Genomic DNA, 14,962 nt, shown 5'->3' with positions numbered 1-14,962 from the left:
CGGCCAACCGGCCGCCTTTCTCAATTCCGTCAGACGGAGATCACTCCGCCTTTTTGGCTTTCTTGGCCGGAGCCTTCTTTTTGGCCGGGGCCTTCTTGGCCTCGTCGCCATGATCGTGGTCATGGTCGTGGTCATGCGCATGATCGTGGCCGTGGTCATGATCATGGTGGTGATGATCGTGATCGTGATCATGGTGGTGATGATCATGGTCGTGGTCGTGGTCGTGGTCATGGTCGTGATGGGCATGATCGTGATCATGCTCATCCTCGTCCTGCACCAGGGCCTGGAGCTCCTCGCGCGTCACGCTCTTGTCCGAGACATTGGCCTTGGCGACGATGTGGTCGACGACCTTCTGCTCGAAGATCGGGCCGCGCAGCTCGAGCACCGCATTGGCGTTCTTACGGTAATAGTCGAACACCTTGCGCTCCTGGCCGGGGAACTGGCGGGCGCGCTCCATGAGCGCGCGCTGCAGCTCGTCGTCGGTGACGTTGACGCCTTCCTTCTCGCCCAGCGTGCCGAGCACGAGGCCCAGACGCACGCGGCGCTCGGCGATGGCGCGGTATTCCTTGCGCGCCTCTTCCTCGGTGGTGTTCTCATCGGCAAAGCTCTTGCCCGAGCGCTTCATCTCGGCGTCGAGCGCGTTCCAGATGCCGTTGAATTCGGCTTCGACGAGCCGCTCCGGCAGCTCGAAGCTGTAGGTCTTGTCGAGCGCGTCGAGGACGTCGCGCTTGAGCTTCAGGCGGGTCATCTGGCCGAATTCCTGGCCCATGCGCTCGCGCACCGTCTCTTTCAGCTTGTCGAGGCTCTCGCGGCCGAGCTTCTTGGCGAATTCGTCGTCGATGACGGTTTCCTTGGGCGCCTCGACGCTGCCTACCTTGACGTCGAACTCGGCCGGCTTGCCGGCGAGCGTGGCGACGCCATAGGTCTCCGGGAAGGTGACCTTGACCACCAGCTCATCGCCGGTCTTGGTGCCGATCAGTTGGTCCTCGAAGCCCGGGATGAACTGGCCGGAGCCGAGCTCCAGCGGGACGTTTTCGGCCGAGCCGCCTTCAAAAACGGTGCCGTCGATCTTGCCGACGAAGGACATGGTGACGCGGTCACCCTTGGCGGCGGCGCTATCCTTGGCCTGCCAGTCCTTGTACTGGGCGGCGATGCGGCCGAGCGCCTCGTCGATATGGGTGTCGGTCACGTCGATGACATGACGCTCGAGGGTGAGGCCCGTCGTGTCCTTGAGCTCGAAGGTCGGAATCACTTCGAGCGACATGGTGTAGGAGAGATCCTCCTTGCCGTCGAAGATGCGCTCTACTTCCAATTGGTCCTCGGGGAGCTTCACTTCCGGCTGATAAGCGGGCTTCAGATTGTGCTGCTCGAGCACTTTCTTGCTGGCGTCGTCGACCTGCTTCTGGACGACTTCGGCCATGACCGATTTGCCGTACACGCGCTTCAAATGCGGAACGGGGACCTTGCCAGGACGGAAGCCTTTGATATTGGCTTTGCCGGCGAGTTCCTGCAGCCGCTTGTTGAGTTCGGTGTCGAGCTCAGAGGCGGCGACGACCACTTTATATTCGCGCTTCAGACCGGAGCTCAGCGTTTCGGTAACCTGCATGTCCCTGCTCAATCCTTATGGGGTTCTGTCTCTTCTTCGCGGCATCTCTGCGAAAACCGGGTTGCTTCGGGCGCATGAGCCTTGGTGCGGGCGGAGGGACTTGAACCCCCACGGGTTGCCCCACAGGAACCTAAATCCTGCGTGTCTGCCAATTTCACCACGCCCGCGCGCCATAGGCTCGGGCCCGTTGCGATGGGCGGGGTCTATAGCAGAGGGTTTTGGGGGATTCCACAAGAAATGAGGTCAGGTAAATCCTCGGCGGTCAGGCCCGCGCGGCCAAATTTTCCGGCCGCGGCGCCATGGAGCCACATGGCGGCTGCCGCCGCCCCGACCCCTTCCATGCCCTGCGCCAGGAGGCCGGTCAGGAGTCCCGCCAGCACATCACCCGACCCCGCCGTGGCGAGGCTCGGCGGGGCATTGGTGTTGACGATGGCCCCCCCCTCTCCATTCGCCGCCACGCTGTCCGGACCCTTCAGCAGGATGACGGCGCCGGAGCGCTTGGCGGCGGCGATCGCACGCTCACATTTTGAATCCGATTCCTTCACCAGATCTTTGAAAAGGCGGGCGAATTCTCCCTCATGTGGAGTCATGACGACGGCCCGCTCCGGCGTCTCGGCAATGGCCTCGAACAACTCGTCCGGGGCGAGTGCAAAGGAAGTCAGCGCATCGGCGTCGAGAACCACTGCGGCGCCGCTCGCCAAAGCGGCGCGCACCTTGGCCCGGGTCTCCGCCCCAACTCCGGCCGCCGGTCCGATGCAGACGGCATTCTTGCGCCGGTCGGCGAGAAGCCGCCCGAGCGCCAAGGCGTCGTCGGCCTCGGCCAGCATGATGGCGGTTAGATGCGCCTCATTGGCCGCCATCGCCGCTTTAGGCGAGGCGACAGTGACCAGCCCGGCGCCGACCCGGAGTGCGCTTCTCGCCGCGAGCCGTGCCGCGCCCGTCTGATGCGCGGCGCCGGAGACGACCACCGCATGGCCACGCCGATATTTGTGCTGGTTCGGCCCCGCCTGCGGCAGTTCGGGCACGAAATTCTCCATCAGCGGCGGCTTGATCTCGTCCAGGACCCGGTCGGGGATGCCGATATCGGCGACGACCGTCTCGCCGCAATATTCCCGCCCCGGCATCAGCACATGGCCGGGTTTCTTGCGAAAGAAGGTGACGGTCAGGTCGGCCCTGAAAGCGGCAGGCCGCGCCGCGCCCGTCGCACCGTCGATGCCGGAGGGCACGTCGATGGCGACCACCGGCACCTTCACGGCGCTGCTCAACTTCACTATCTGGTCCGACAGGGGCTTGGATAGTCCGGCGCCAAATAATGCATCGACAATCAGTCCGGCGCCGTCCACGGACGTCACACTCTCGAAAGGCCCGCCCCAGCGCTTGGCCATGATGGCGGCATCGCCCTTGAGCCGCGCCGTCTCGCCCAAGAGCGCCACGCGCACCGGCCAGCCCCAGTCGCGCAGAAGCCGCGCCACGACATAACCATCGCCGCCATTATTACCGGGTCCGCATAAAACGAGCGTCGGACGCGCCCCGAAGCGGCGCAGGATTTCCTCCGCCACGGCACGGCCGGCCCGCTCCATGAGCGTCAGGGACGACACGCCCGCGGCGACGGCGAGCGCATCGGCGCGATACATCTGTTCCGGCGTCAGCAGCGCGTGGGAATACATGCGCCATGTTTGCCGGGCGCCCGCCTCTATCGCAAGCCGTTACTTCCTTGACGGCGCGCTGATCGACCATTCATGGCCGAAGGGGTCCTTCAAGAGACCCCAGCGGTCGCCCCAGAACTGATCGTCGAGCGGCACGACGACCGTCGCGCCGGCTTTGGCCGCGCGATCCCACCACTTGTCGGGATCATCGACGCGCAAGGCGATCATGATGCCGGACGGTGCGGTCATGGGCGACCCCCGCTCCGGGAAAGCGTCCATGAGGAACATGTCGTGCCCGTTCACCTTGAGATGCGCATGCATCAGGCGCTTGCCGTCCTCGGCATCATGGCGGGCAAGCTCCTCGGCGCCAAACGCCTTCTTATAGAAGTCGATGGCGGCCTTGGCATTGTCGTTGATGGTCATATGCGGGATCAGACTGGCATAAGACATTGGCACTCTCCTTGAAGAACGCGGCCGTCCCGGCAATCCTGTCAGTCTATAGAGATCAGAAGCCCATTGCAAAATGATGTCGGCTATCTCTGCCCGATCTCGCGCAAGAGGTCGGTGAGCCAGGACACATTTGTATCGAAGGGCTTGCCGCCGGCGATGCGCGGGAACTCGATGGCGCGCAATTCGCCGCCGCGCTGCTCGTCATGGCCGATGACGCCGCTCTCGCCCTTGAGGCCCGTGGCGACGGCCAGCGCCACCATATCGCGGATGAGCGCCAGGTCTTCCGCATTGGCGGCGGCGGAACGGGCGAAGTAGCCCGATTTCTGCACCAGCGTGCGTTCGGCGCCGATGAGCTTGGCGAAGCGCTTGGAGAACCAGTCGCCGACATTGATCTTGTCGATCTTCACATGGCCGAAGGCGTCACGCTCGACGGTCTCGCCACGTCCTTCCATCTCGCGCACCAGGTCGGCGACGCCCGCGCCTTCGCTGAGGAAGATGGCGACGGCGCCCTTGTCGTCCATCACTGCGCGCAGCCGCTTTGCCTCGCCGTCGATATCGATCGGCAGCTCCGGGATATAAAGCGCGTCGATGTCCTTGCGCACCACGCCGAAGTCGAGCACCGCCGTCTCGTTCATGCGGCGGCGATAGGTTTCGGCGGTCGCCGCGGCCAGCCAGCCCGAATGGCGGCCCATGATCTCATGGATCACCAGCGTGCGCGGCGCCGTGGTCAGCTCATTGACGACATTCTCGAAGAAGATCGCCCCCTGCTCCGCCGCCGTGACGGCGCCGAGCGACTGGCGGATCGGCACGATGTCGTTGTCGATGGTCTTGGGCAAGCCGACCACGGTGAGATGATGGCCCTCATTGGCGAGGAAGCGCGCGAGATCGGCCGCGGTCGTGCTGGTGTCGTCGCCGCCGATCGTGTGGAGGATGGTGACGCCATCTTTACGCAACTGCGCCGCCGCCACGGCGAGCGGCTCCTCGCCCGTTTTGATCAGTCCGCGTTTGGCGAGATCGCCGGCATTGGTGAGCTTCACCCGGCTGTTGCCGATCGGGCTGCCGCCCTGGCGATGCAGCAGATGCGCGCCGGCGCGGATATCCGCCGTGACGGTCAGCGACGTGCCGGTCAGCAGGCCCTGATAGCCATAGAGATAGAAAATGATCTCGGCATCGGGCGCGACGGCGCTGTAGCCCTCGATCAATCCGCCGACGGCGGAAGAAAGACAGGGCGCCAGTCCGCCGGCGGTCAACATCGCGATCTTGGTCATGCTTTTTCCTATCGCGCTCGCCGATCGAAGGAAAGCCGCATCAGCGGCCGCCGGGGCGATCGGCGCGCCACTTCCTCGAAGCCCAATTCGCGGAACACCGAGGCGATGCCGACGAAGCCCTCGCCCCACATCAAAGGCTTGTCGGTCTCGATCGGACAGACATCGAGCGCTGCCGCCTTCTTCTTTTTCGCATAATCGATGGCGGCTTTGGCAAGGTCGGTCATCAGCCCGCGCTTGCGGTGGCCGGTGCGCACAAAGAAACAGGTGATGGCATAGTGCTTCGCCGGATCCTTCTCCGGCTCGAGTTGCGAAGTCTTCGCTTTCTCGAAGCGGATGACGTCGGCGCGCGGCGACACCGCCACCCAGCCGATGGCCTGGCCGTTCTCATAAAGAAGAATTCCGGGCACCGGCCCCTTGGTCACACAGGACTTGAAAGAGCGTTTGCGCTTTTCCTTGTCCATGGAGCGGAAGTCGCTGCTGGTCAGCCGCGGCCACATGCACCAGCAGCCGGAATTGGCGCCCTTATCAGGCCCGAACAAATCTTCCAGGTCGGCCCAGCGCGACGGCGTAAGCGGATGAGCGGTGAACTTCGCGGGTGCCTTCCGGGTCCGATTCATGCCCTGACCATACCCAGCACGGCAAATTCGTGCGATACCGGATTTGCATGCCTAAGCTTTCGGCGAATGCCCTATAATTAGGCACAGGAATCAGGCGGGGCTTTTCCTCTGACCAGACATCCTCTTGATTTCCTTACAACTTTTATCCCAACGCCAATTGGCACGCGCCCTGCAATCAGGGTGCCTGATCACAACAGGGGTGTGCATGAAAAAGATCGAGGCCATCATCAAGCCGTTCAAGCTCGACGAAGTGAAGGAAGCTCTGCAAGAGGTCGGACTGCAAGGCATCACCGTCACCGAGGCCAAGGGCTTCGGCCGGCAGAAGGGCCATACCGAGCTCTATCGCGGCGCCGAATATGTCGTCGACTTCCTGCCCAAGGTGAAGATCGAGATCGTCCTCGCCGACGAGCTCGTCGACAAGGCGGTCGAGGCGATCCAGAACGCGGCCCGCACGGGGCGCATCGGCGACGGCAAGATCTTCATCTCAACCATCGATCAGGCGATCCGCATCCGCACCGGCGAGTCCGGCACGGACGCGCTCTGATCGTCTCAGCACCACAAGACAACCAAGCCAAGCAGAGGATAAACAGAAAATGGCTAAGCCGAAAGACGCCGAAGCGGTAATGAAGCTTCTCAAGGACAAGGACGTGAAATTCGTCGATCTCCGCTTCACCGATCCGCGCGGCAAGATGCAGCATCTGACGATGGACGTGTCGCAGATGCATGAAGAAGCGTTCGCCGAGGGGCTGATGTTCGACGGCTCCTCGATCGCCGGCTGGAAGGCGATCAATGAATCCGACATGGTGCTCATGCCGGATCCGTCCACCGCGCATATGGACCCCTTCTATGCCCAGACGACGCTCGCGGTGTTCTGCGACATTCTCGAGCCGTCGACCGGCGAAGGCTATTCGCGCGACCCGCGCATGATCGCCAAGCGCACCGAGGCTTATCTCAAGCAGACGAAGCTCGGCGACACGGTCTATGTCGGTCCCGAAGCCGAATTCTTCATCTTCGACGACGTGCGTTTCTCGTCATCGCCCTACAATACCGGCTTCAAGCTCGACTCGATCGAACTGCCGACCAACACCGACCGTGAATATGAGACCGGCAATCTCGGTCATCGCATGCGCACCAAGGGCGGTTATTTCCCGATGAACCCGATGGACTCGGCGCAGGACATGCGCTCCGAGATGCTTTCGGTGATGGGCCAGATGGGCCTCTCCGTCGAGAAGCACCATCACGAAGTGGCGGCCGCCCAGCATGAGCTCGGCACCAAGTTCCAGACGCTCGTCACCGCCGCCGACCACATGCAGATCTACAAATATGTGATCCACAATGTGGCGCATGCCTATGGCAAGACGGCCACCTTCATGCCGAAGCCGGTCTTCGGCGACAACGGCTCGGGCATGCATTGCCACTTCTCGATCTGGAAGGACGGCAAAACCCAGATGGCCGGCAACCAGTATGCCGACCTCTCGGAGCTGTGCCTTTATTTCATCGGCGGCGTCATCAAGCACGCCAAGGCCTGCAACGCCTTCACCAACCCGTCGACCAACTCCTATAAGCGTCTGGTGCCGGGCTACGAGGCGCCGGTGCTGCTCGCTTATTCCTCGCGCAACCGCTCGGCGTCGTGCCGCATTCCGCACACATCGAACCCCAAGGCCAAGCGCGTCGAAGTGCGTTTCCCCGATCCGACGGCCAATCCCTATCTCGGCTTCTCGGCGCTCATCATGGCCGGCCTCGATGGCGTGGTGAACAAGATCCATCCGGGCGACGCCATGGACAAGAACCTGTATGATCTGCCGCCGGCCGAACTGAAAGGCATCCCGACGGTGTGCGGGTCGCTGCGCGAGGCGCTCACCTCGCTCGACAAGGACCGCGAGTTCCTGAAGAAGGGCGGCGTCTTCACCGACGATCAGATCGACAGCTTCATCGAGCTCAAGATGGAAGAGAACATGCGCTACGAGATGATGCCGCATCCCGTTGAATTCGACATGTACTACAGCTGCTGATTTTTGTTACCCCTGGGAACTGAGGCCGGATGGAAACATCCGGCCTTTTTCTTGTGCTCCGTGAGTGAACACCAATTACCCGTCATCCCGGCGAAAGCCGGGATCCAATAAATTCTCTCCACGCGCCATCCGCCTGAACTTATTCAGTAGGCCCCGGCTTTCGCCGGGGTGACGGTGTTAGGGGCAAACACCTACCCCTTGAACTCACTATGCCGGTGCACCTCTTTCCCACCGAGCAAGGTCAGCATCACCTGCGTGCCGGCGATCTCGTAAGGGTCGATGGCGAACAGATCGCGGTCGAGGATGATGAGGTCGGCATATTTGCCCTGCTCCAGCGAGCCCGTATCGGCCGAGCGCCAGGCGGCTGCCGCGGCATTGACCGTGTAGCCCTTGATGCATTCGTCCAGCGTCATGCGTTCCTCGGGCAGGAAGACCGGATGATCGCGGCCCATTTCCGGCGGCTGGCGCGTGATCGCCGTCTGCATGATCGGGAACGGATTTAGGGTGGTGACGCTCCAGTCACTCGACATGGCGCAGGTGGCGCCGGCATCGATCAGCGAGCGGAAAGGATAGATCCAGCGCGCCTTGGGGCCGGCGATCGGCACCGCGATTTCGGTGACCGACGCTTCGCTCCGCGCCCACAGCGGCTGGATATTGGGCATCACACCGAGCTTGGCGAAGCGCGGGATATCGTCCGGGTCGACGACCTGGACATGCGCCAGCTGATGCAGGCTCGGCCAGGCGCCATTGACGTCGCGCGCCGCTTCGAGCGCATCGAGCCCGGCGCGCACTGCCTTGTCGCCGATGACATGGCAATGGATCTGGAAGCGCGCCCGGTCGAAGGCGATGAACAGCTCGCGCAGATGGTTTTCGCCGAACATCACCGGGAAATTTCCGCCCTGCGCGTCATGATAGTCCTCTATCATCGCGGCGGTGCGGTTCTCGAGCACGCCGTCGAGGAAGAATTTCGCCGAATGAACCTTCAGCATGTCGGAGGCGAAGTCGCGGCGAAAACCTTCGATACGCTCGAGCGCAGCCTCGACCGTGTCGGTGGGCTCGACCAGAGCGGTCGAAGCGACACGCACGGTGAGGCCAGTCGACTTCTCGACGGCGCGATAGATTCGCAAATGCCGGTCAGTGACGAGCGCATCAAGCACGCCGGTGAAGCCATGGCGGTTGCACAGGGCCTGGCCGTAGCGCACGCCGTCCTCCCAATCAGAATCCGGAATCTCCGGCATGCGATCGCGCACCCAGTCGATGGCCTTTTCATGCACGAGGCCGGTCGGCACACCCTTGGTATCGCGGCTAAAATAGCCGTTCTCCGGATCCTTCACACCGGCATCGAGGCCGATCAGCGCGCAGGCCTTCGAATTGATGGCGGCGCTGTGATAGTCGGAGGAAAAAAGCATCGACGGGCGATCCGGGATCACGGCGTCGATCACTTCACGGGTCAGATTGTGCTCGCCGAAGATGCCGGAATACCAGCCATGGCCATTCAGCCACAGGCGCTTTGGATTCTTCTTCGCGAAATCGGCCAAGGCGGCCTGCAGGTCGGGAATGGTGCGGATATGCGCCAGATCCACATTGAGCGCGCCATTCATGCCGCCGTCCTGCATATGAATATGCGTGTCCTGGAAACCCGGCAGGACGAGCCTGCCGCCGGCATCGATGACCCGCGTTGTCTTGCCGGCGAGCGCCCGGATCTCCGCCGTCAATCCCAACGCCATCACCCGCCCGTTGCGCGCGGCCAAAGCCTCGACGCGTGGCTTCAATGGATCCATGGTCCGGATATCGGCATTGATGAGAATGAGATCTGGCGTCATCGACTACCCCCTGCTTTTCTTGTGGTCTGCGTTTCTAGTTCATCTGAGCCGTGTCGGAAAGCACGTCACTCGATCGGCCGCTCGGTCATTTCGAGATGGACATTGGTGCCGGTATAGGGATGTGCCAACGCCACGTCTTCATCGAGCTCGATGCCAAGCCCGGGCTCCGTCGGCAGCAGCACGCGCCCCGCCTCCCAGCGGATCGGCTTCTTCAGAAGCTTCGCATGGAAGCCGCCCCAGGTCTCGATGCTTTCGAGAATGAGGAAGTTGGGCAGCGAGGCGGCAAAGTGGATATTGGCGGCGCCCTCCACGGGTCCCGCATAGAGATGGGGTGCTATCTGCGCATAATGCGTCTCCGCCATCGCGGCGATCTTCTTCGCCTCCATGATGCCGCCGACGCGGCCGAGCGCCATCTGCAGGATCGAGGCCGCACCCGTCTCCAGCACACGGGCGAATTCATATTTGGTGACGAGGCGCTCGCCGGTCGCCACCGGAATGGAGGTGGCGCGCGCCACCTTCGCCATTTCCTCTGGCATTTCGGGCGGTGTCGGCTCCTCGAACCACAGAGGCTCATAAGGCTCGAGCCGCTTCGCCAGCCTGATCGCGCCCGAGGCGGTGAACTGGCCATGCGTGCCGAAGAGCAAGTCGGCCTTATTGCCGACAGCCGCGCGGATGAGCCGGCAGAATTTGGCGCACAGATCGAGTGATTCGAGCGAAGGCTGGCGTGGATCGAAGACAGAGTAAGGTGCGGCGGGATCGAATTTCACCGCGGTGAAACCCTGCTTCACATAATGCGCGGCGCGTTCGGCCGAGGCCTCGGCATTCCAATAGATGGAACTGTCCTGGCCCTTGGCGGTGTCGGGATAGATATAGGTGTAGGAGCGCAGGCTCTCATGCACCCGCCCGCCCAGCAATTCATAGACGGGTTTGCCGGTCGCCTTGCCCTTGATGTCCCACAGCGCGATCTCGATGCCGGAGAGAACGCCCATCAGCGATGCGTCCGGCCGCATGGTGTAGCCGGTGCCGTAGGCCTTGCGCCACAAGGCCTCGATGTGGAACGGGTCCATGCCTTCGACATGACGGGCGAAGACATCCTCGATCATGGCGGTCATCGCCTTCGGGCCGAAGGTGTCGCAATAGACCTCGCCGATGCCGCTGACATTGTCGTCGGTCGTGAGCTTGACGAAAATAAAATACCGTCCGCCAAAACCCGGCGGCGGATTGCCGACGATGAAAACCTTGAGGTCCTTGATCTTCACGGTGAACGCTCCCTGCCCTGTTTTGGATCAGCTTCGCCGGTGCCCGCCGACAAGACAAGAGCCAGCCCCTTTCACCGGTCCGTCAGACAGCCCGCAAAGCCTCGGGCAGCAATTCGGCGAAAAGATCGAGCTCGGCGTCGGGGGCGGCACTCACTCTGATGCAACGGTTGAGCGGGGCGACCCCGGGCATACGCACGAAGATGCCGCGCGTGATCAGCTCGTCCAGCAGGCGCTTGGCGAAAGCCCCGTCACGGCCGCAATCGATGGTGACGAAATTGGTGGCGGATGGCAGCGGCGCCAGGCCGTTGGCACGCGCGATGTCGCTGATGCGTGCGCGGGCGCGCTCCACCTTGCCGATCACCGTGCGCAGATAGGCTTGATCGGCAAGCGCCGCGAGCGCCGCTGCCTGCGCCACGCGATTGACGCCAAAATGATTGCGTACCTTGTCGAAGCTCTTCACCAGTTCCGCTTCGCCGATCACATAACCGATGCGGGCACCGGCCAGCCCATAGGCCTTGGAGAAGGTGCGGAAACGCAGGAGCCTGGGATTGCTCACGTCGAGCGGTGGCAAGGTGCCTTCCGGCGCGAACTCGCCATAGGCTTCATCGAGGATCAGAAGCGTGCCGTCGGGAATAGTGGCGATGAGCTCCGAGACGACGCTCGCCGACCACCAGGAGCCCATCGGATTGTCCGGATTGGCGAAGAAGAGAAGCCGCGCGTTTTCAGCGCGAGCAAGAGCGAGCAAGGACGCCGGATCCTCACGATCCGCCACATAAGGCGTCGTCACCAGCCTGCCGCCATAGCCATTCACATGGAAGTTGAAGGTCGGGTAGGCGCCGAGCGAGGTCGCCACCGAAATGCCGGGCGCCACGAACATCCTGACCGCATAGCCGAACAGCGCATCGATCCCCTCGCCCACCGCGATATTCTCCGGTTTCACACCGTGATGGCGGGCGAGCGCCTGTTTGAGATCGTAATTCTCGGGGTCGCAATATTTCCATACGTCATTTGCTGCCGCGGCGATCACCGCGACCACGCTGGGCGCCGGGCCGAAGCCGCTTTCATTGGCGCCAAGCCTCGCCTTGAAGGCTACGCCGCGCTGGCGTTCCAGCGCTTCCGGGCCGACAAAGGGCACCGTCGAGGGCAAAAGCTCGACGATGGGCGTCTGCGGTATGCGGGACACGAAGGGCTCCCTTGCTGAAAGAGCGAGCTATTGCATGGAGATGGCGTAAAGCAAATCCCGCCAAAGTTGAAGACTTTGGCGAAAAGGATTTGCTCCACCACAATTTCTTATCGGCGAAGTGTTCCACTTCGCCGGGATGCGCGCTAATCAAACCAGACTGTGACCTTCGCGCAACAGTCGCCGACTTAACGTCTCGATTCACGCCGTCGTGAGCTTGGCGCGGGGACGAAACCGGGTAAAAGAACCCCGAAATGAATCGCGTATTCAACTTTTCCTTGCGCCGCGTCACGGTTGCCATTGTGTTCCTGTGTATGACGGCGCTTGTCGTGTGTCAGCTCCTGGGGCCGACAGCGCGGTTGAATCACGCCTTCACGCCGATCGATCCTGCCGAGCAGACCACTGTCGGCGCCGCATTCAGGACGGCGGGAACTCAGAGCCATCTGCCGGCCCGCTGCGCCAGCATCAAGCTGGCGCCCATTGAAATCGACAGCGCCAGCTTCAAGCCCGGCTTCATCGCCTGCGACTTGCGCCACGCCCTCGCCTCGATACCGCCGCCCAGCGCGGAAATCGGGGTCCCGACACCGCCACCGCGCGCGGCCTGATCTTCCTTCCAGGATCACCAATCAGCCGTGGCGATGGCGTCGCGGTCTCTTTCACTTGAATTAAGGATTGTTTGTCATGCCGATCACCCGGCGTTTATTTCTTCTCAGCGGCATCGGTGCGGGGCTCAGCGCCTGCGTCCAGGGCGAAACTGAAGGCATCACCGCCGACCCGACCGGTTCCGATCCTTCCGTCTTCAGGGCGAACTATGGCGCGCTGCCCGATGAGCAGTTTCCGATTCCGGCCGTAGATCTGAAGAAGCTCAAGCCGAAATACCGCCGCCGGCAGGTCGACTTCCCGACCGCTGAGATCCCCGGCACGATCATCGTCGATACGCCCAACCGCTATCTCTATCTCGTTCTCGAGAACGGCCAGGCGATGCGCTACGGCGTCGGCATCGGCCGCGACGGCTTCACCTGGGGCGGCCGCGGCCGCATCCAGTACAAGCGCGCCTGGCCGCGCTGGACGCCGCCCTCCGAAATGATCGACCGGCAGCCTGAGCTCGAGAAATACCGCAATGGCATGGAGCCGGGTCTCGACAATCCGCTCGGCGCCCGCGCCCTCTATATCTTCCAGAACGGCCAGGACACGCTCTATCGCCTGCATGGCACCCAGGATGCGTCGAGCATCGGCAAGGCCGTTTCATCGGGCTGCGTGCGTCTCGTCAACCAGGACGTGATCGACCTGTTCAACCGGGCGCGCCCCGGCGCCTCGATCATCGTGCGCCAGCGGGCTGGCGACGAAGCGGCGTGATCCGCCGACAGAACAACAAAAAAGGCCGGAGAAATCTCCGGCCTTTTTTGATTTCTGGCGAATTGATCAGAGGCGGCAGGTGCGCCACTGGCCCGAGCTCGCTTTGTATTTGCCGGTATCGGGATTGAAGGAGCGATATTTGCGCGAGCAGGCGCGCGCCCACGAGCGGCTGCCCGGCTCGAAATCGCCAGCCGACTGATAGTTGCTGCGCTGGCCTTCGTAATTGTCCATGCAGCGGGCGAAGGCATTGTCATAAGCACGGCGATAACGGTCGCTGGTGACACCGGCGCCCAGCAGCGTGCCGCCGACACCGCCGATGATGGCGCCACGGCCGGCACCCTTGCCGTTATCGATGATGCCACCCAGAATGCCGCCGGCCACCGCGCCGCCGATCGTGCCGACGAGCACATCGGCGCCGCCATTGGTCTTGCGGTGCGCGACGTCACGCGCATAGCTGTCGCAATAGCCGCGCGGTCCCGCGGAAGCGGTTCCGGCAAAACCCGCCGTCACGGCAAGCGCCAGAGCGGCACCCACACATTTCGCCAAAACTGTCCGATTCATGCCGTATCTCCTCATGAAGTGCTGCCCTTACCTAGGAACCGATTGTGGCCGGCCCGGGGCAGCCTGAAACCGCGCCAGGCAGGCCCTCGCGGCGGTGACCGCGGTCGAAAAACAGGCTTGCAGCAGATAGCCGCCGGTCGGCGCCTCCCAGTCCAGCATCTCGCCCACCGCAAATACGCCCGGCCAGCGCCTGAGCTCGAATTGCCGGTCGACCTCTCCAAGAGCCACACCGCCCGCCGAGGAGATGGCGCGCGCCAGCGTGTCGGTACCGGTGACGGTCAGGTTGAGCGATTTGAGTCCGGCCGCGGTCATGGGCGCCCCGACCTCACGCAAAAGCGCGATCGCGACAGGTGAGAGCCCCGCAGCCTTGCGCAGGAAATTGCTCTGCGACGCTTTCCCCTTCGGACGCGCCAGCCTCGCCTCCAGGTCCGCGACGCTCAAATCAGGTCTGAGGTCGAGGGCAAGCTCGTTGGTCGCGCGCAGGTGCGGCCCGAGCGCATAGACGACACCGCCTTCGAGACCGCGCCGCGTGACGACCGCTTCGCCGCGCACCGTTCGCCCGCCGACGGTCATCGCGATACGCTTCAACGGCTCACCCGCGAAACGCTCCATGAAGAAGTCAGACCAGTCGATCGTGACGCCGCAATTGGCCGGGATGAGTTCCTTCACCTCGATGCCGCGCTGGCGCAGGATCGCGGCCCAGCCGGCGTCCGAGCCAAGGCGCGGCCAGCTGGCGCCACCCATGGCGAGGATCATCGCATCGGCTTCTTTGTCGCCTGTCCATTCGGTCTTGAGCTCGAGCTTCACACCCAGGCCATCGAGCCGCCTCAGCCAGGCGCGCAGCAGCGGCGAGGCCTTCATCGTCTTCGGGAAGACGCGTCCCGATGAGCCGACGAAAGTCTCGATGCCGAGGCAGTTGCACCAGGCGATCAGCGCCTCGGGCGGAAATGCGCGGATGGCGGGCTCGAGAAAACCGCGCGCCTCACCGTAACGATCGAGAAAACGATCGAGCGGCTCGGAGTGGGTGAGATTGAGACCGCCCCTGCCCGCCATCAGAAACTTGCGCGCCGGCGATGCCATGTGATCGATGATGCGCACGGTCGCGCCGCCCTCGGAAAGGACTTCCGCCGCCATCAGCCCGGCAGGCCCGGCGCCGATAATGTCGACCGAGAAACTCATGGCGC

The 14,962-nt window shown here is 63.0% G+C and carries 14 protein-coding genes and 1 tRNA gene; 4 read left to right on the top strand and 11 right to left on the bottom strand.

Annotation, left to right across the window (positions count from 1 at the left end; translation table 11 throughout):
* Positions 1-40: 40 nt before the first annotated feature.
* The 6 genes from tig to JHL16_RS07525 all read right to left on the bottom strand — a co-directional run bounded on the left by tig (position 41) and on the right by JHL16_RS07525 (position 5,587).
* Positions 41-1,606, bottom strand: coding sequence for a trigger factor (tig, locus tag JHL16_RS07550; protein WP_200184262.1), 1,566 nt, complete (start codon positions 1,604-1,606; stop codon positions 41-43).
* A gap of 82 nt (positions 1,607-1,688) precedes the next feature.
* Positions 1,689-1,773 (bottom strand) — tRNA-Leu (locus JHL16_RS07545).
* A 36-nt stretch (positions 1,774-1,809) separates the two neighbouring features.
* Positions 1,810-3,273 (bottom strand): NAD(P)H-hydrate dehydratase, encoded by a 1,464-nt coding sequence (locus tag JHL16_RS07540; protein WP_200184261.1) that lies wholly within the window; start codon positions 3,271-3,273, stop codon positions 1,810-1,812.
* A 39-nt stretch (positions 3,274-3,312) separates the two neighbouring features.
* Complete coding sequence (locus JHL16_RS07535; protein ID WP_200184260.1) at positions 3,313-3,702, bottom strand: VOC family protein; 390 nt, start codon at positions 3,700-3,702, stop codon at positions 3,313-3,315.
* A gap of 83 nt (positions 3,703-3,785) precedes the next feature.
* The gene (locus JHL16_RS07530) at positions 3,786-4,970 is read right to left on the bottom strand and encodes a pyrophosphate--fructose-6-phosphate 1-phosphotransferase (protein WP_200184259.1); all 1,185 of its coding nucleotides are present in this window, start codon (positions 4,968-4,970) and stop codon (positions 3,786-3,788) included.
* An 8-nt stretch (positions 4,971-4,978) separates the two neighbouring features.
* Positions 4,979-5,587 (bottom strand): GNAT family N-acetyltransferase, encoded by a 609-nt coding sequence (locus tag JHL16_RS07525; protein ID WP_200184258.1) that lies wholly within the window; start codon positions 5,585-5,587, stop codon positions 4,979-4,981.
* Positions 5,588-5,792: 205 nt separating this feature from the next.
* On the opposite strand from JHL16_RS07525, the gene JHL16_RS07520 reads away from it, so the two are divergent.
* Positions 5,793-6,131, top strand: a complete 339-nt coding sequence (locus JHL16_RS07520) for a P-II family nitrogen regulator (RefSeq protein WP_119269018.1) — start codon at positions 5,793-5,795, stop codon at positions 6,129-6,131.
* Positions 6,132-6,210: 79 nt separating this feature from the next.
* The gene (glnA, locus tag JHL16_RS07515) at positions 6,211-7,599 is read left to right on the top strand and encodes a type I glutamate--ammonia ligase (RefSeq protein WP_171028293.1); all 1,389 of its coding nucleotides are present in this window, start codon (positions 6,211-6,213) and stop codon (positions 7,597-7,599) included.
* A 191-nt stretch (positions 7,600-7,790) separates the two neighbouring features.
* Here the strand turns inward: glnA and JHL16_RS07510 are convergent, their stop codons facing one another.
* The 3 genes from JHL16_RS07510 to JHL16_RS07500 form a co-directional block, all read right to left on the bottom strand.
* Complete coding sequence (locus tag JHL16_RS07510) at positions 7,791-9,422, bottom strand: amidohydrolase (protein ID WP_200184257.1); 1,632 nt, start codon at positions 9,420-9,422, stop codon at positions 7,791-7,793.
* A gap of 65 nt (positions 9,423-9,487) precedes the next feature.
* Positions 9,488-10,681, bottom strand: coding sequence for an enolase C-terminal domain-like protein (locus JHL16_RS07505; RefSeq protein ID WP_200184256.1), 1,194 nt, complete (start codon positions 10,679-10,681; stop codon positions 9,488-9,490).
* Between the two features lie 82 nt (positions 10,682-10,763).
* Positions 10,764-11,864 (bottom strand): pyridoxal phosphate-dependent aminotransferase, encoded by a 1,101-nt coding sequence (locus JHL16_RS07500; RefSeq protein WP_200184255.1) that lies wholly within the window; start codon positions 11,862-11,864, stop codon positions 10,764-10,766.
* A gap of 251 nt (positions 11,865-12,115) precedes the next feature.
* Between JHL16_RS07500 and JHL16_RS07495 the strand changes: the two genes are divergently transcribed.
* Both JHL16_RS07495 and JHL16_RS07490 read left to right on the top strand, forming a co-directional pair.
* Positions 12,116-12,466: a hypothetical protein gene (locus JHL16_RS07495; protein WP_200184254.1), complete on the top strand. Its 351-nt coding sequence runs from the start codon at positions 12,116-12,118 to the stop codon at positions 12,464-12,466.
* A gap of 76 nt (positions 12,467-12,542) precedes the next feature.
* On the top strand, positions 12,543-13,217 hold the full coding sequence (locus JHL16_RS07490; RefSeq protein WP_200184253.1) for a L,D-transpeptidase: 675 nt from the start codon (positions 12,543-12,545) through the stop codon (positions 13,215-13,217).
* A 66-nt stretch (positions 13,218-13,283) separates the two neighbouring features.
* Here the strand turns inward: JHL16_RS07490 and JHL16_RS07485 are convergent, their stop codons facing one another.
* Together JHL16_RS07485 and JHL16_RS07480 are read right to left on the bottom strand one after the other, a co-directional pair.
* Complete coding sequence (locus JHL16_RS07485; RefSeq protein WP_200184252.1) at positions 13,284-13,778, bottom strand: BA14K family protein; 495 nt, start codon at positions 13,776-13,778, stop codon at positions 13,284-13,286.
* Positions 13,779-13,805: 27 nt separating this feature from the next.
* Positions 13,806-14,957 (bottom strand): BaiN/RdsA family NAD(P)/FAD-dependent oxidoreductase, encoded by a 1,152-nt coding sequence (locus JHL16_RS07480; RefSeq protein ID WP_200184251.1) that lies wholly within the window; start codon positions 14,955-14,957, stop codon positions 13,806-13,808.
* Positions 14,958-14,962 lie beyond the last annotated feature (5 nt).

It is taken from the genome of Taklimakanibacter albus (assembly GCF_016595235.1).
Classification (GTDB): Bacteria; Pseudomonadota; Alphaproteobacteria; order Rhizobiales; family Aestuariivirgaceae; genus Taklimakanibacter; species Taklimakanibacter albus.
Note: the sequence above shows the minus strand (reverse complement) of the source record. Positions and strands in the feature narration are given on the sequence as shown.